The 16,674-nt window shown below is 64.9% G+C and carries 13 protein-coding genes; 8 read left to right on the top strand and 5 right to left on the bottom strand.

Annotated features, from left to right (window positions below):
* Positions 1–122: 122 nt before the first annotated feature.
* Complete coding sequence (locus ACTJKX_RS02830; RefSeq protein ID WP_440724288.1) at positions 123–1,061, bottom strand: LysR family transcriptional regulator; 939 nt, start codon at positions 1,059–1,061, stop codon at positions 123–125.
* A 115-nt stretch (positions 1,062–1,176) separates the two neighbouring features.
* On the opposite strand from ACTJKX_RS02830, the gene ACTJKX_RS02825 reads away from it, so the two are divergent.
* The 3 genes from ACTJKX_RS02825 to ade all read left to right on the top strand — a co-directional run bounded on the left by ACTJKX_RS02825 (position 1,177) and on the right by ade (position 6,283).
* Entirely contained in the window at positions 1,177–2,973 is a 1,797-nt protein-coding gene (locus ACTJKX_RS02825) for an adenine deaminase (protein ID WP_440724287.1), read from the top strand.
* Positions 2,974–3,022: 49 nt separating this feature from the next.
* Positions 3,023–4,426 (top strand): NCS2 family permease, encoded by a 1,404-nt coding sequence (locus ACTJKX_RS02820; protein ID WP_367623977.1) that lies wholly within the window; start codon positions 3,023–3,025, stop codon positions 4,424–4,426.
* Between the two features lie 66 nt (positions 4,427–4,492).
* Entirely contained in the window at positions 4,493–6,283 is a 1,791-nt protein-coding gene (gene ade, locus ACTJKX_RS02815) for an adenine deaminase (RefSeq protein ID WP_440724504.1), read from the top strand.
* A 24-nt stretch (positions 6,284–6,307) separates the two neighbouring features.
* On the opposite strand, the gene ACTJKX_RS02810 is transcribed toward ade, so the two are convergent.
* The 4 genes from ACTJKX_RS02810 to ACTJKX_RS02795 form a co-directional block, all read right to left on the bottom strand.
* Positions 6,308–6,955: a glutathione S-transferase family protein gene (locus ACTJKX_RS02810; RefSeq protein ID WP_440724286.1), complete on the bottom strand. Its 648-nt coding sequence runs from the start codon at positions 6,953–6,955 to the stop codon at positions 6,308–6,310.
* Between the two features lie 10 nt (positions 6,956–6,965).
* On the bottom strand, positions 6,966–8,732 hold the full coding sequence (locus ACTJKX_RS02805; protein WP_440724285.1) for a Rieske 2Fe-2S domain-containing protein: 1,767 nt from the start codon (positions 8,730–8,732) through the stop codon (positions 6,966–6,968).
* 126 nt (positions 8,733–8,858) lie between these two features.
* The gene (locus ACTJKX_RS02800) at positions 8,859–9,764 is read right to left on the bottom strand and encodes an aromatic ring-hydroxylating dioxygenase subunit alpha (RefSeq protein ID WP_367623980.1); all 906 of its coding nucleotides are present in this window, start codon (positions 9,762–9,764) and stop codon (positions 8,859–8,861) included.
* Between the two features lie 34 nt (positions 9,765–9,798).
* The gene (locus ACTJKX_RS02795) at positions 9,799–10,665 is read right to left on the bottom strand and encodes an aromatic ring-hydroxylating dioxygenase subunit alpha (RefSeq protein WP_440724284.1); all 867 of its coding nucleotides are present in this window, start codon (positions 10,663–10,665) and stop codon (positions 9,799–9,801) included.
* Between the two features lie 195 nt (positions 10,666–10,860).
* On the opposite strand from ACTJKX_RS02795, the gene ACTJKX_RS02790 reads away from it, so the two are divergent.
* From ACTJKX_RS02790 to ACTJKX_RS02770, 5 genes are all read left to right on the top strand, one after another.
* Positions 10,861–11,631, top strand: a complete 771-nt coding sequence (locus ACTJKX_RS02790) for a GntR family transcriptional regulator (protein ID WP_367623982.1) — start codon at positions 10,861–10,863, stop codon at positions 11,629–11,631.
* A gap of 62 nt (positions 11,632–11,693) precedes the next feature.
* Positions 11,694–12,788, top strand: a complete 1,095-nt coding sequence (locus tag ACTJKX_RS02785; RefSeq protein ID WP_440724283.1) for a BMP family ABC transporter substrate-binding protein — start codon at positions 11,694–11,696, stop codon at positions 12,786–12,788.
* Between the two features lie 343 nt (positions 12,789–13,131).
* Positions 13,132–14,664, top strand: a complete 1,533-nt coding sequence (locus ACTJKX_RS02780; protein ID WP_440724282.1) for an ABC transporter ATP-binding protein — start codon at positions 13,132–13,134, stop codon at positions 14,662–14,664.
* Positions 14,654–15,721 carry an ABC transporter permease gene (locus ACTJKX_RS02775; RefSeq protein WP_149254444.1) on the top strand — a complete coding sequence of 356 codons (1,068 nt, stop codon included), beginning with the start codon at positions 14,654–14,656 and terminating at the stop codon, positions 15,719–15,721. The genes ACTJKX_RS02780 and ACTJKX_RS02775 overlap by 11 nt, the downstream gene beginning before the upstream one ends.
* Positions 15,721–16,641, top strand: coding sequence for an ABC transporter permease (locus ACTJKX_RS02770; protein WP_440724281.1), 921 nt, complete (start codon positions 15,721–15,723; stop codon positions 16,639–16,641). The genes ACTJKX_RS02775 and ACTJKX_RS02770 overlap by 1 nt, the downstream gene beginning before the upstream one ends.
* Positions 16,642–16,674 lie beyond the last annotated feature (33 nt).

Here is a 16,674-nt window from a genome sequence, read left to right as displayed (position 1 = left end):
CAACATGCTGCTTTCGTTGCTCTTTTGCGCTCGCAACGCCCATCAGGAGGGCATCGGGCCGCAGAGCGCCTGAGGCTCTTACAGCATTTTCCTGTCTTTTCAAAGAGTTGATCGGCCCATCGTCAGCCGACGCGCTCGACATAATAGCGAGGAACCCGCCCCTTTTCCCGGTCGCGATAGAAATCAGCGCAGAAATCGGCAAAGGCCCGGAAGCGGCGCGAGACGTGCCGGCGCCGGGAATAGATCAGGTTGATCGCCGTCTCCGGCGAACGCCAGTGCGGCAGCACGGGCGCAAGCAGGCCGTGCTCGCATTCGGTTTCGACGAAGAAGCCGGGCAGATAGGCAATGCCCTCGCCGGCCACCGCGAAATATTTGAGGGTCCAGTAGTCGTTGGTCATGCAGCTCACCGGCGGCAGGATGTCGGTCTCCGCGCCTTGCGCGTCGGCAAGGTACCAGGATTGCGGGCGGGTGGGCTGGCGGAAGATCAGGCCGCGATGGCGGGCGAGATCCTCGGTCGTTTCAGGCAGGCCGTGGCGCTCGAGATAATCGGGGCTGGCATAGAGCCCGTAGGAGGCCGTCGCCAGGCGGCGGCTGACATAGTCGATCTCGGACGGCTCACCCCAATGAAAGATGCCGTCGAGGGCGAGTTCGGTGACATCCGAGAAGGGCTGGCGCGAGGTGAGGAACATCACGTCGAGCACCACCTGCGGATAGTTCTGGCGGAAGGCGAACAGCAGTTCGGAGGTGATGGTGGTGCCGAACTCGCCGGTGGAGCCGACCCGCAGCGTGCCGGCCACCTCGTGGCGCATCTCGGCCATGGCCGTCGCCGCATCCTCGCAGCTCGCCTGGATGCGGCGGGCATGGCGCAGCAATTCGGAGCCGGCATCGGTGACATGCAGGTGATGGCCCTCGCGCACGAAGAGCTCGACGCCGAACTCGTCCTCGAGCTGGCGGATGCGATGGCTGAGCGTCGATTTGGGCAGGCGGTGCAGCCGGGCGGCGGCGGAGATCGAGCGGGCATCCGCGACTTTCACGAAGCAATCGATGATGGAAAGATCCATGCCGGCCTCAATTTCGTTCAAAGAATTGGACGATCAGTTCATCGGATAGCCTAATTCGGCCAGTTGTGTAAACGATGCTCTGCCGGAATACTCCCCCCAATCCAGGGAGGTTTCAGTGACGGATATACGGGAATTCATTCGCGCCGCGTCGGGCCACGGCGCCAAGGCGAGCCTGGCGGTTCGCGGCGGCCGGCTGGTCAATGTGGTGTCGGAGGAGATCTACAAGGCCGACATCGCCATTCTCGGCGACCGCATCATCGCCGTCGGCGACATCGCCGATCATATCGGCTCCGAGACCGAGATCGTCGATGCCAGCGGCAAATATCTCTGCCCGGGCATGATCGACGGCCATCTGCATGTCGAATGCTCCAAGCTCTCGATCACCAGCTTCGCCAAGGCCGTCGTGCCGCTCGGCACCACCTCGATCGTCACCGGCCTCGACCAGATCATCGTGGTGGGCGGCCCCGCCGCCGCCCGCGAATTCCTCGACGAGGCGCGCCAGACGCCGCTGAAAGTGTTCTGGGGCGCGCCCTGCAAGACGCCCTACACCATGCCCCGCTCCACCGTCGGGCATTATTTCGGCCCGCAGGACCACCTCGCCACCCATCACTGGCCCGAATGCGTCGGCATCTGGGAGACGGTGCGCGAATTCATCCAGGAAGAGGATGCCGACGTGCTCAAGGCGATCGAGATCGCCGAGGCCAGCCGCCTGCCTTTGCTCGGCTGCTGCCCGATGACGCGCGGCGCCCGGCTCGACGCTTATCAGCAGGCCCGCGTGCGCGCCGACCATGAGAGCTATACGCCCGAGGAGATGCTGGAGAAGCTGCGCGCCGGCATGCATGTGGTGGTGCGCGAATCCTCGATCTCGCATTTCCTCTCCGACAATCTGCGCATCGTCACCGAAATGGGCGTGAAGGCCCTGCGCCGCATCAGCTTCTGCACCGACGACGTCGTCGCCAGCGACATCCTGGCGCGCGGCCATCTCGACAACATGGTGCGCATGGCGATCGCCATGGGCATCTCGCCGATGGCGGCGATCCAGATGGCGACGATCAACGGCGCCGATGCCCTGAGGATCGACGACAAGGTCGGCTCGATCTCGCCGGGGCGGGCCGCCGACATCCTGCTGGTCAACGATTTGCGCGACTTCAAGATCGAAGCGGTGATCGCCAAGGGCGCCCTGGCGGCACGCGACGGCAGGATGGCCGTCGATCTCGCGCCGCCGCCGCGTAGCGAGGCGCTGCTGCACTCGATCAAGCTCGAACCGGTCAAGCCCGAGGAGATCGTGGTGCCCATCACCGGCGCCGGCGACAGTGCCGACGTGCTGGCGATCGCGGTCACGCCCGAGAAGATCTTCGTGCGCACGCGGCGCGACGTGACGCTGCCGGTGAGGGACGGGCGTGTGCAAGCCGATATCGGCCAGGACGTGCAGTACATCATCGTGGTCGAGCGCTACGGCAAGACGCGCAACCGCCCCGTTGCCTTCACTTCGGGCTTCGGCCTGAAGGCCGGCGCCATGGCCAGCTCCACCGCGCCCGACGACAACAACATCATCTGCATCGGCACCAATCCAGAAGACATGGCCGTTGCCATCAACCATCTCATCGCCAACCAGGGCGGCCAGGTGGTGGTGCGCGACGGCAAGGTGCTCGAATTCCTGCATCTGCCGATCGGCGGCATCGTGGCGGATATCGAGCCTCAGGCAATGGCCGAGAAGGAATTGCGGCTCGACGACGCGGTGCGGAGCCTGGGCTGCGACCTGCCCTGGCCGTTCATGTACATGTTCGTGCTGCAGATCACGGCGATTCCCGATTACGCGATCACCGATCTCGGCGTGGTCGATTGCGTGAATTTGAAGGTGATCTCACCAATGATCCAAGCGACGGGCAACGACATCGGGGCAGCGGCATAGACGGCCCCTGCCCAGCTCCATAACGACAATAATCCTGAGGGGAAGAGAAATGGGCTATCAAACCGATGTCGAGGCAAGGGGAGCGGGCCAGGGCCAATCCTGGCTCGCCGCCGCGCTCGACCGCTATTTCCGGATATCGCACTTCGGATCGACGGTTCGCACCGAGATCCTGGCCGGGCTGACGACCTTCCTGGCGGCTTCCTACGTCATCGTCGTCAATCCCGCGATCCTGCTGCCGGCCGGCATTCCGTTCTCGGCCGGCGTCACCGCCACCGTGCTGGTCAGCTTCATCGGCAGCTGCGCCATGGGCCTCTATGCCCGCAGCCCGATCCTGGTGGCGCCCGGCATGGGCATCAACGCGCTCTTTACCTATACGATGGTGCTCGGCGCCAAGGTGCCGCTGGAGATCGCGCTCGGCTGCGTGTTGTGGGCTGGCGTGCTCTTCACCATCATGGCGATCCTCGACCTGCGCACGGCGGTGATCGAGGCGATACCGGCCGACTTGCGCTATGGCATCGCCTGCGGCATCGGCCTGTTCATCGCCCTGATCGGCCTGGTCAACGCCAAGTTCATCGTCTCGAATGCCGACACCATCGTCGGGCTCACCCATTTCTCGCCGGTGACGCTCACCTTCATCGCCGGTTTCATCGTCACGGTGGCGCTGGTGGTGCGCCGCCTGCCCGGCGCCATGATGCTCGGCATGATCATCACCACCCTTCTCGCCATCCCGATCGGGCGCTGGTGGGGCGATGGCGCCGCCTTCAATGCCGGCACGCCGGACCTGCACACGCTGGTCAACTGGAGCGGGCTGACCGCCGCCCCCGATTTCAGCTTCGTCGGCAAGATCGATCTTCTCGGTGCCCTGCAATTTGCCTATGCGCCCTTCATCTTCGTGTTCCTGTTCACGAATTTCGTCGAGGCGCTGTCGACCTTCCTCGGCCTGGCCGAAGCCGCCGACCTCAAGGACGAGAACGGCATGCCGCGCAACGTCAAGCAGTCGATGCATGTCGACGCGGTCGCCGCCCTGATCTCGGCGCCGCTCGGCACCAGCCCGGCCACGGTCTATCTGGAATCGGGCGCCGGCATCGCCCAGGGCGGCCGTACGGGCCTGGTCGCGCTGGTCTCGGGCCTGCTCTTCCTGCCCTTCCTGTTCCTGTCGCCGCTGCTGTCGCTGGTGCCGGCGATCGCCACGGCGCCGGTGCTGATCCTCACCGGCCTGTTCATGTCCGAACCGATGGGCCGCATCCAATGGTCGAGCATGGAGGACGCCATCCCGGCCTTCCTCGCCATCGTGCTGATCCCCCTCACCTTCTCGATCACGCTCGGCCTGTCGCTCGCGGTCATCGCCTATGTCCTGCTCAAGCTTCTCGCCGGCAAGCCGGGCGAAGTGAGGCCGGTGATGTGGTTCGTGGCGGTGCTCGCGGCCATGCTGGTCTTGCAGGTGCAGGCCTGACGATCCGCGCGGGCGGGTGCCTCGATGCCCGCCCGTCTCTTCTTCGAACTGAAAGGACAGCAGGACATGCTGAAGCCCTGGTCTGAAATCGCGCCCCGGCTGGTCGACGTCGCCATGGGCCGCACGCCGGCCGATCTGGTCATCCGCAACGGGCGCTGGGTGAACGTCTATTCCGGCGAGATCGTACCGGAAACCGATGTCGCTATTTCGGCCGGGCGCTTTGCCTATGTCGGGCCGGATGCCGGCCACGCCATCGGGCCTGAGACCAGGGTCGTCGACGCCGCCGGCCGCTATCTCGTACCAGGCCTGTGCGACGGGCACATGCATGTCGAGAGCGGCCTGGTCACGGTGACCGAGTTCGCGCGCGCCGTCATCCCGCACGGCACCACCACCATGTTCATCGATCCACACGAGATCGCCAATGTGCTGGGCCTGCCCGGCGTCAAACTGATGAACGACGAGGCGCAAAGCCTGCCGATCAACATCCTGGTGCAAGTGCCGAGCTGCGTGCCGAGCGCGCCCGGGCTGGAGCGCGCCGGTGCCGAACTCAGCGCCGATGACGTCAAGCAGGCCCTGTCCTGGCCCAATATCATCGGCCTCGGCGAGATGATGAATTTCCCTGGCGTCGCCTCGAACGATGCCAAGATGCTGGCGGAGATCGCAGCGACCCAGGCGGCCCGCCTCACCGTGGGCGGCCACTATGCCTCCACCGATCTCGGCCGCGCCTTCCATGCCTATGCGGCTGGCGGCCCGGCCGACGATCACGAGGGCACCACCGTGGACGACGCCATCGCCCGGGTGCGCCAGGGCATGCGCGCCATGCTGCGCCTCGGCTCGGCCTGGTACGACGTCGCCGCGCAGGTCAAGGCGATCACCGAGCGCGGCCTCGATCCGCGCAACTTCATCCTGTGCACCGACGACAGCCATTCCGGCACGCTCGTCAATGACGGCCATATGAACCGGGTGGTGCGCCATGCCATCGCCCAGGGCCTGAAGCCCGTCACCGCCATCCAGATGGCGACGCTCAACACCGCGCAGCATTTCGGCCTCGAACGCGAGCTCGGTTCGATCGCGCCGGGTCGCCGCGCCGATCTCATCATCAGCTCCGACCTTGCGGCCCTTCCCATCGAGATGGTGTTCGCCCGCGGAGAGCTGCTGGCCGAGCATGGGGCGCTGACGGCGGAGATCCCGCGCTACGCCTATCCGGACAGTGCCTGCAATACGGTTCGGCTCGGCAAGCGCCTGGAGGCCGGGGATTTCGACATCGCCGCGCCCGGCACCTCCGAGGTCACGGCCCGGGTGATCGGCGTGGTCGAGAACCAGGCGCCCACCAAGGCGCTGGAAAGGACGCTGCCGGTCGAGGACGGCATCGTCGGCATGGACAGGGCCAATGATGTCTGCCAGATCGCCCTGGTCGAGCGCCACCGCGCCACCGGTGAGGTGGTCAACGCCTTCGTGTCCGGCTTCGGCTACACCAGGGACTGCGCCATGGCCTCCACCGTGGCGCATGACAGCCATCACATGATCGTGGTGGGCACCAACAAAAGCGATATGGCGCTGGCTGCCAACCGGCTCGGAGAGGTCGGCGGCGGCATCGTGATGATCAGCGAGGGCCGCGAACTCGCTTTGGTCGAACTGCCCGTGGCCGGGCTGATGTCGGACGAGCGGGCCGAGATCGTGGCCGGCAAGGCGGGCCGGCTGGTCGAGGCGATGCGCGCCTGCGGCTGCACGCTCAACAACGCCTATATGCAGCACTCGCTGCTGGCGCTGGTGGTCATCCCGGAGCTGCGCATCTCCGACAAGGGCCTGATCGACGTGACCCGATTCGCCAAGACCTCGGTGCTGGTGGAGGGGTGACGCAAACCGAAAGCGACGTGCCGGTCACGCCGCTTTCGCCGGGCCGGCGGGAAAGACGCCGGACATCACCGAAAAGCCCTTGATGCGCTTGACCCGATCGGCCCAGCGGCGGATCGCCGGATAGTCCTGGCGGGGAATGCCGCCCTCCTCCGACAGCATCACATAGGGAAAGCAGGTAATGTCGGCGATGGTCGGCTGGGGCGCGCTGCACAGCCAGTCGCGCTTTTCCTGCTCGCCGAACCACAAATGCTCGTCAAGGATGCGGAACAGGCGGTGGGCGCCGGCCCGCGCCGCCTCGACGTCGAGCTCGTAGAACAGGCCATCATGCAGCCGCGCCGCCGAAGCCGTGGCGGTGATGCCGTCGGCGAAGGCCAGCCACTGGCTGATCTCGCCGAGCAAGGCCGGATTATCGCGCGGATACCAGCTGCCCCCAGCATCATATTGGGTAGCGAGATAGACCAGGATGGCCTGGGCGTCGCGCAGCACCAGCCCGTCATCGTCGATCACCGGCAATTGGCCGAGCGGATTGATCCTGAGGAACCAGTCCGACTTGTGCTCGCGGCCGGGATAGAAATCGACCGGCACGGTTTCATAGGGGATACCCAGGATGCCCATCAGCAGGCGCAGCTTGTAGCAATTGCCCGAGAGTTCGTAGTCGTAGAGTTTGATCACGGCTTTAGTCCTACAGATCGAGAATGAGGCGGGCCGACTTGGCACGCGAGACGCAGGTCATGATCTTGGTGCCCGACTTCTTCTCGGCCTCGGTGAGATAGACGTCCTGGTGATCGGGTTCCCCCTCGATCACCGAGCATAGGCAGGTGCCGCAGGCTCCCTGCTCGCAGGAGGATGGCATATCGATACCGGCCTCGCGCATGACTTCGAGAATGGTGCGCCCGGCCGGCACTGTCAGCGTCATGTTCGAGCGCGCCAAAGCGATCTCGAAGCTGGAACTATCGTCGATCTCCTTGGTGTTCTTGAAATACTCGAAATGCACCGCCTCTTCCGGCCAGCCGAGCTCTGCGGCGATGGCGCGGGCCGCCTCCAGCATCGGTCCCGGGCCGCAGAGATAGAGATGCGTGTCGCCATCATAGGCCCCGAGGATTTCGCGCAGCTTGGCCGCCGTCGCTTCCGGGCCGAGCCCGAGATGCGGCACCAGCGTTGCCTTCAACAGCTCCAGCCGATCGCGGAAGGCAAGCTGTGCCTCGTTCTGTGCGAAATAATGGAACTCATGCGCCAGCCCCTGGTGATGCAGCGCCTGGGCCATGGCCAGCATCGGGGTCACGCCGATGCCGCCGGCGATGAAGAGGGTCTTCAAGGCATCCCGGCGCAGGGGGAAATTGTTGCGCGGATCGGAAATCGCCAGCACGTCCCCTTCCCGCACGCTGTCATGCAGGCAGGCCGAGCCGCCCTTGGACTCGCGCTCCAGCTTGACGCCGATGACATAGCGGTCGGCCTCGCCGGGGCCGTTGGTGATGGAATATTGGCGGATCAGGCCGTTGGGCAGGTGCACGTCGATATGGGCGCCAGGCTGGAAGGTCGGTAGCAGGCCCTTCACCGGACGCAACTCGAAACCGGCAATGCCATCGGCCGCCTGCCATTTCCGTGCCACCTCGACGCGAATGGTGGCCTTGCGCCCATGGGCGGCGAGTTCGGGCATCTCGGCAAGCTCGGGGGAGACACGCTCGATTACCGCTTCCAAAGGCGCCGGCGCCGGCCGGGCGGCCGCCTCGCGCTCCAGCCTGTCGCGCAGTTTGGAGAGAAGCTCGTTGTGATGGCGCAGCACCGCCAGCCGGGCGGGCCCTTCCGATACGGCATCGAGCACGCCCCGGATGACGGAGCGGTTGGAATCGACCGGCTGCACGAAGAAGACCGCCAGGGTCAAATGCTCGCCCTCCTTGGCGCGCAAGGCCACGCTCAACCCATCGGCGGCCTCAGCTACCGTCTCGGCCGATGTGCCGGCCAAGGCATCGCTCGGCTGGAAGCGATAGGCCTTCAGCCCTTCCGCCACGAATTCTGGCGGGGCATTCACCGGGATGCCGCGCAGGGCGAGGAGGTTGCCTTCCGAAAGACCTGCAATCTCCGGCACCTCACCGAGCGGTTCCTCGGCCGACCAGATCAGGCCGTAGCGTTCCACTGAGGAAAAGGTGCGGTTGGTGATGGTGCGTGCCGGGGCGTCGGCCGGATGGGCCGGGATATAGGTGCAGCCTGCGGTGCGGTTGGAATAGCGCCAGCCGTGATACTGGCATTTGAGCTCGCGCCCGTCATTGATGCCGATCGACAGGCGCACGCCGCGATGCAGGCAGCGGTTCTCCCAGATGTTGATGTAGCCGTCATCGGCGCGCCAGACGGCGAATTCGCGGCCGAGCAACTGGCCGTGGAAGACATGGCGGAACGGCAGGTCATGCGACGCGGCAATGGGATGCCAGCGGGTCTTGGCGGTCTCGAGCATGGTGGTCTCCGGAATGCGGCAAAGCGTTTTGCGATGAGACGTCGTCACGTCGAACCGCAAAGACGCGTCGAAACAAAAAGCGAGAGCAAACAAGCGTTCACGCCTGAACGCGCTTTGCTCTTGTCGTCAGGTCGCGGCGGGAATGACGCCATAGGTCACGCCCTTCTGGCTGAGCCAGCGGCGATAGGCGATCGCCGACTTGTCGGCGCGGATCGGCGTTTCGGCCCTGGGATCGAGCGGCAGGCGCTTGGGGAACTGGTTTTCGAGGATCGGCTTGTCCTGCCCGAAGATGGTCTGCTGGAAGCGCTTGATCACCTTGTCCTCGTTCTCCTCGTCGAGGACGCACAGCATCATATGGGCGCGGACATGCTCCTGGTCGACCGGCTGCAGGAAGACGGCGATGACGTCACGCCGGTTCTCGTCGGCCGGGCTCGATTTGTAGAGCACCGAGCAGAAGGGATGGGGCACGCGGTAGACATAGTCGACATCGGCCCCGCCGGTCGAGACGGTCGAGGCCATAGGCTGGAAGAAGCGGCAGCGCGTCGCCAGGATCTCATCGCGCTCGACCGAGATCTCGACGTCATATTCCTTCACTTCGGTATGCGGCTCGGCGCCGAGAATGTCGGTGTGGACATAGGGGAAGTGGCCCATATCGAGGAAATTTTCGATGGCGCGCGGTGCCGAGACATTGACGCCGATGCTGGCGGCATTGAGGCGGCGGCGATCGGGCTCGGCGAATTCCGGGATGGGAAAAAGCTCCGCGGGCGGCGTGCCGAGCGAGGTCCAGACATAGCCATAGGCTGTTTTGACCGGAAGGGTGTCCTCCAGGCTCGCGATGTCGACACTGTCACCGTGACGAAGTCCGGGCCGGGCCCGCCAGGCCGCGGCGTTACCCTGTTCGTCGACGGCATAGCAGAGCCTCTCTTCCAGCAGCACGGTCTCCGCCACCCTGCCGGCGGGTATTTCGACAATTGCCGCAAGCGGGTGCCAAAGATTGAGGGTCACCGGATCCTTGCATCGTGTCTGCGTCATTGATCTTCCTCTTGAATCAGGTGGGCGCAAGGCTTCAAAGCCGCGCCGGAATGGCACCGTAGGAGACCGCACGGTCCCTGAGCCAGCGCCGGTAATGGACGGAGACGGCGTCGGCCCGGATCGGCGTCTCGGCGCGCGGATCGAGCGGCAGGCGCTTGGGCAGCTGGTTCTCCAGGATCGGCTTGTCCTGGGCGAAGATCAACTGCATGAAGCCGCGGATGGCGGCCTCGCCGGTGCCGTCCTTCACATAGCAGAGCAGGGGATGGGCGACGCAATTCTCCTCGTCCACCGGCTGGACGAACAGCACGATCACGTCCGAGCGATGCTTGTGCACGGAATTGCTCTTGTAGAGCGCCACCGTATAGGGCCGCAGCACCTTGTAGACATAGTCGACCATAAAGCCGCCCTGCGCGGACGGCGAGGCGAAGGGCTGGAAGAACCTGCATTCGGTCGCCAGGATTTCGTCAGCCTCGGTAACGCGCACATTGTAGGGCGCCACTTCGGTATGCGGCTCTTCACCCAGGGTACCCGCATGCACGAAGGGCAGATGGCCCAGATCGAGGAAGTTCTCGACAGCCCGCAGTCCGGAGGCACGGACGGCGATGGAGCCGCCGGTCACCAGATAGCGATCTCCCTCCCCGGCTTCCGGCACGAACGGGATGTCGCGTTCCGGCACGCCGAGACAGGCCCACAGAAAACCGTAGCGGCAGGCCACCGTAACCGGGGCGCTATCGTCCTCTCGGACAACCCGCCAAACGGCACCGTCGTCGGAGCGGATATCCAGCGCCACGCCCAGCAGGCGGGTCTGGAAGGATCTGTCGGGCGCCAGGTTGGCGAGGTCGGCAATCACATGCCAGTCGTTCACAAGGACTCGGTCGCTACAAAGGGTTGCCTGACTCATCGCACCCTCCCCTCGGCTAGCTCTTCCCCATGAACCTAGCTCCGTTACGGGCATTGGAACCACAGGATTGGATATCAATCAATTAAAAATTGCACGACAAAGAAGGATTCTTGATTGACAGGGCGAGAGGATTGAATACCGATATGGTGCAGGCAGTTTGGACACGCCGTGCTGCCGGTGCGGGAGATAATGGGCATGAGCAGCCGCTCGCAGGCGATCGCCGACATCCTGACCCGAGCCATCATCGAGCACCGGCTGGTGCCCGGCTGCAAGCTCGGCGAACGGGAGCTCGCCGAGATCTTCGACGTCAGCCGCATCGTGGTGCGCCAGGCCCTGATCCGGCTCGCCGATGACGGCCTCGCCCAGATTGAGCGCAATCGCGGCGCCTTCGTCGCCCGTCCCGGCATGCAGGAAGCGCTCGAAATCTATGACGCGCTGACCCTGGTCGAACAGGGCGTGGCAGCCCAGCTCAGCGACCGGTTAGGCCCGGCTGGCTGGGCCGAATTGCGCCAACATGTCGAACGCCAACGCCAGGCCATCGCTGCCGGCAACGATGCCCTGGCGGACGTTCTCGGCCAGGAATTCCACACGATCTTCGTCCGCCTCAGCCGCAACAAGGTGATGCAGGACATTCATGCCCAACTCGTTCGCCGGACCACGCTGCTGCGCTCGCTGGTCACCGCCGATTTCGATTATTGCAACCTGATCGACGACCATTCGCGGGTGATCGACCTGCTCGAAAAGGGCCGCCTCAAACAGGCGATGGAGCTGATCGATACCCATCACCGCAGCGTGGTGCGCGGTTATATCATGGACCGGCAGGTCTTCCCGGAGCTATCGCCCCGTGAAGCCCTCGAGCCCTATCTGGAACCGAAAGCCGGCGAAGCTTTGCGAACCCGGCGCGAAACTGCCCAGAAAAGCAATGGTGAGGCGGCAAAACATCGCCACAGCCACACTTCGAAATAGACACTTCCATACAGACTCGGCGACAAGCCGGGCAATCACCGAGCCAACAGAGGACTGCCATCATGATCGACCTGACGAGGCGCAAATTCCTGCAATATTCCGGCATGGCCGGCACTGCCCTGGGAACCGGGAGCTTTGCAAGCCGCGCTTATGCGGATGAGCCGCTCAAGATCGGCGTCGTCTACGTCTCGCCCATCGCCGATATCGGCTGGACCAAGCAGCACAGCCTCGGCGTCGAAGCGATCAAGAAGGAACTCGGCGACAAGGTCGCGATCACCGTCATCGACAACATCTTCATGCCGCAGGATGCCGAACGCGTCTTCCGCGAGCTTGCTTCGTCCGGCAACAAGCTGATCTTCGGCACCAGCTTCTCGCATGGCACGCCGCTGCAGAAGGTGGCGCCACGCTTCCCCAAGATCGCCTTCGAGCATTGCTCCGGTATCGTGCACCTGGCCAATCTCGGCACCTTCGAAGCCAAATATTACGAGGGCACCTTCGTCGCCGGCGCCGCCGGCGCCCATATGAGCAAATCCGGCAAGATCGGCTTCATCGGCGGCTTCCCGATCCCCGACATCGTCGGCCCCGCCAATGCCCTGCTGCTCGGCGCCCAGAGCGTGAAGCCCGAGATCACCTGCAACGCGATCTTCCTCAATTCCTGGTTCGACCCCGGCAAGGAGAAGGAGGCGGCCAAGACCCTGCTGTCGCAGGGCTGCGACGTGATCTGTTCGATGACCGATACGGCAACCGGCGTGCAGGTCGCAGGCGAAGGCGGCGCCTGGTCGATCGGCTATGCCAGCGACATGGCGAAATTCGGCTCCGGCAAGCAGCTTACCGCCTTCACGATGGACTGGTCGAGCGATTATGTCCGCGCGGCCAAGGGCGTCGCCGAGGGCAATTGGAAGCCCGAGGCCCGCTGGGACGGCCTGGCCGGCGGCGTGGTCAAGATGGCGCCCTACAACGAGGCCATCCCCGCCGACGTGGTCGCCAAGCTCAAGCAGTTGGAGGCCGATATTGGCTCGGGCAAGGTCCACCCCTATGCGGGCGAACTCAAGGACCAGGCCGGCACCGTCAAGGTCGCAGCCGGCGCGGTGGCCACGGATGCCGAGATCCGCGGCATGAACTGGTTCGTCAAGGGCATGATCGGCAAGCTCGGGTGAGGAGAGAATCCGATCCCTCCGAGACAGAATGCACCCCGCTCGGCCGGGCCGATAAGGGCGCGATTTGCCCTCTCCAGCGCAGCTGGAGAGGGTGGCCCGACAAAGTCGGGTCGGGAGGGGTGTGGCGGGCAGTGTGACAACCGTTCCTGGGCTGCTCGACCGTGATGCCATCTCGTTATGTCCGGTGCACTGCCCGCTACACCCCATCCGCCCAAACTTCGTTTGGGCACCTTCCCCACTTCGTGGAGAAGGCTAGTCGCGCCTCTCTGGGGGAGCGCAGGTAGATCCAGCTTCTGTTCCTTCCCGCATCCCCACAGTTTCCATTCCCAATGCAGGACCGGCCATGACCCCGCGTCTCGAACTGCGCGACATCACCAAGAGCTATCCCGGCGTCGTCGCCAATGACGGAATCTGCCTCTCGATCCTGCCCGGCGAAATCCATGCGGTGCTGGGCGAGAACGGTGCCGGCAAATCGACGCTGATGAAGATCATTTATGGCGCGACCCAGGCCGATTCAGGCGAGATCCGTTGCGACGGCAGGCTGATCGAGGCGCATGACCCGGCAAGCTCGCGCGCCCTCGGCATCGAGATGGTCTACCAGCATTTCGCCCTGTTCGAGTCCGTCACCGTCGTCGAGAACATAGCCCTCAGCGCTCCCGGCCCTTTCCGGCTGGACGAGCTGGCCAGGCAGATCACGGCGCTGTCGCAGCGCTACGGCATGCCGATCGATCCCTGGCGCCGGGTGCACGACCTCTCGGTCGGCGAACGCCAGCGTGTCGAAATCGTGCGCTGCCTCCTGCGCACGCCCAAGCTCCTGATCCTGGACGAGCCGACATCGGTGCTCACGCCGCAGGCGGTGGTGAAACTGTTCGAGACGCTGCGCCAGCTTGCTGCGGAGGGCTGCAGCATCCTCTATATCAGTCACAAGCTCGACGAGGTGCAGGCGCTTTGCGACTCCGCCACCGTACTGCGCAACGGCCGGGTGACCGGTACCGCCAAGCCCAAGCAGAGCACCTCGGTGGAGCTGGCTCGGCTGATGGTCGGCTCGGCCCTGCCCGAGATGAAAGTCACGCCCTCGACGCGCAGCGGCGAACCGATCCTCAGGGTGCGCGACCTGTCGGTGCCATCCGGCAAGGGAAGCGTCGCTCTGCACGATATCGGCTTCGAGGTGCATGGCGGCGAGATCGTCGGCCTCGCCGGCGTCTCGGGCAATGGCCAGGCCGAGCTGATTGCCGCCCTCAGCGGCGAGCGGCCTGTCGCCGATCACGAGGCCATCCATTTCGGCGGGCAGCCGGTCGGCCGGCTCGATGCCGCCGCCAGGCGCCGGCGCGGTTTCGCCTTCGTGCCGGAGGAAAGGCTCGGCCGTGGTGCCGTGCCGCCGCACGCCCTATGGGAGAACGCCGTGCTGACGGCCCATGGCAAGGAGCTGGTGCGCCATGGCCTTGTCGACCGCAAGCGGGCGATGGGCTTTGCCGGCAGCGTCATCGAGACATTCAAGGTCAAGGCGAGCGGCCCGCGAGCCAGCGCAAGAAGCCTGTCGGGCGGCAATTTGCAGAAATTCATCGTCGGGCGGGAAATCGCGCTGGCCCCGAAGCTGTTCCTGGTTTCCCAGCCGACCTGGGGGGTCGATGTCGGCGCGGCCGCCTTCATCCACCAGACTTTGATCGATCTCAGCCGCGCCGGTGCCGCCGTGCTGGTGATTTCCGAGGAACTCGACGAACTCTTCGAGATCTGCGACCGGCTGCTGGTGATCTGCCAGGGGCGGGTCTCGCCGCCCCTCGTCCGGAGCCAAACCAATCGTGAGGAGGTCGGCCTGCTCATGACCCGCATCGGCGGCCAGAGCCAGAATGGTGGGAGCAGTTCCGTTGCGCTTTAAGATCGAACAAAGACCCGAACCATCCACCGCCATGCGCCTCGCCGCGCCCCTGGTCGCGGCCTTGCTCACTTTGCTGGTCGGCTCGATCCTGTTCGCAGCTTTGGGCCAGGATCCGCTCCAGACCCTGCACGCCTTCTTCATCGCGCCGTTGAACTCGATGAACGGCGTCTCGGAATGGCTCTTGAAGGCCTCGCCCCTGATCCTGATCGCCTGCGGACTCGCCGTCGGCTTCCGCGCCAATGTCTGGAACATCGGCGCGGAAGGCCAATTGATCATCGGGGCGATCGCCGCCTGCGGCGTCGGCCTGTTCTATCCCGATCCGGAAAGCCGGCTGCTGCTACCGCTGATGATCCTGGCGGGCGCACTGGCGGGCATGGCCTGGGCGGCGATTCCCGCCTTCCTCAGAGCGCGGATGAATACCAACGAGATCCTGGTCACCTTGATGCTCACCTATATCGCCGGCCTGCTGCTGTCCTGGCTGGTGCATGGTCCCTGGCGCGATCCCGCCGGCTTCAACTACCCGCAGACGGCGCTGCTGCCTCCCGCCGCGATGTTTCCGGTCTTCGACGATGCCTATCGCCTCAACACCTCTGTAATCCTCACCGTGATCGGCGTGATCGCGATGTGGCTGTTCACCGATCGCAGCTTTCTCGGCTACAAGATGTCGGTGAGCGGCGCGGCTCCGCTTGCCGCCCGCTATGCCGGCTTCCGCGAATCCGCGGCGGTATGGACCGGCCTGCTCGCCGGCGGCGCGGCCGCGGGCATTTCCGGCATGGCTGAACTTTCGGGGCCGCTTGGGCAATTGTCCCCGCAGATCTCGCCCGGCTATGGCTTTGCCGCGATCATCGTCGCCTTCATCGGCCGGCTCAACGCCTTCGGCATCGTGCTCGGCGGATTGTTGATGTCGCTTCTCTTCCTCGGCGGCGAAAGCGTGCAGCTTACCATCGGCCTGTCCTCCTCGCTCACCCGGATCTTCCAGGGCATCCTGCTGTTCTTCCTGCTCGCTGCGGATTTCTTCATTTTCTACCGGTTCAGCCCCGTGCGGGAGCATGCCTGATGGATCTGTTCATCGCGATCTTCACTGGCACCATCATCGCCGCCACGCCGCTGATCTATGCCGCGCTCGGCGAATTGGTGGTGGAGAAATCCGGCGTCCTCAACCTGGGCATCGAGGGCATGATGCTGATGGGCGCCGCCTTCGCCTTCTGGGCGGTGATGGCTGGTATGCCCATGCCCGTCGCCATCCTGATCGGCGCGCTGGCCGGCGCCGCGGCCTCGCTGCTGTTCGGCGTGCTCGCCCTCACCTTCCTCACCAACCAATATGCCGCCGGCCTGGCGCTCGCCATTTTCGGTTCCGGCGTCTCCGCCTTTGTCGGCCGCAATTTCGGCAGCGCCCCGATCGAGGCCCTGAAGCCGCTCGACATCCCCGTGCTCTCGCAGCTTCCGGTGGCCGGGCCGATGTTCTTTCGCTTCGACGCGATGGTCTATCTCGCCTTCGTGCTGTTCGGGGCGATCAGCTGGTTCCTCTATCGCACCAAGGCCGGCCTGGTCCTGCGCACCATGGGCGAGTCGCCGGAGACCTCGCATGCCATCGGCTATCCGGTCGTGCGCATCCGCTACATGGCCGTGCTGTTCGGCGGCTTGATGGCGGGCCTTGCCGGTGCCTATCTCTCCGTCGCCTACACGCCGCTCTGGGTCGAGAACATGACATCAGGCAAGGGCTGGATCTCGCTGGCTTTGGTGGTCTTCGCCACCTGGCGGCCGCTGCGCGTGCTGCTCGGCGCCTGGCTGTTCGGCGGCATGACCATCCTGCAATTGCAGGGCCAGGCGCTCGGCATAGCGGTACCCTCCGAGCTATTGTCGGCCCTGCCCTATCTCGCCACCATCGTGGTGCTGGTCTTGATCTCGCGCAATCGCCAGATGCTGGCCCTGCATTTCCCGGCCTCGCTGGCCAAACCGTTCAGGCCGGCGGGATGAGGGCAAGACCGATTGACTCATTGGCCGAATCCG

The sequence above is a fragment of the Labrys sp. 22185 genome (assembly GCF_052045555.1).
Taxonomy (GTDB): Bacteria; Pseudomonadota; Alphaproteobacteria; order Rhizobiales; family Labraceae; genus Labrys; species Labrys neptuniae.
This window is presented reverse-complemented; position numbering and strand designations above follow the sequence as displayed.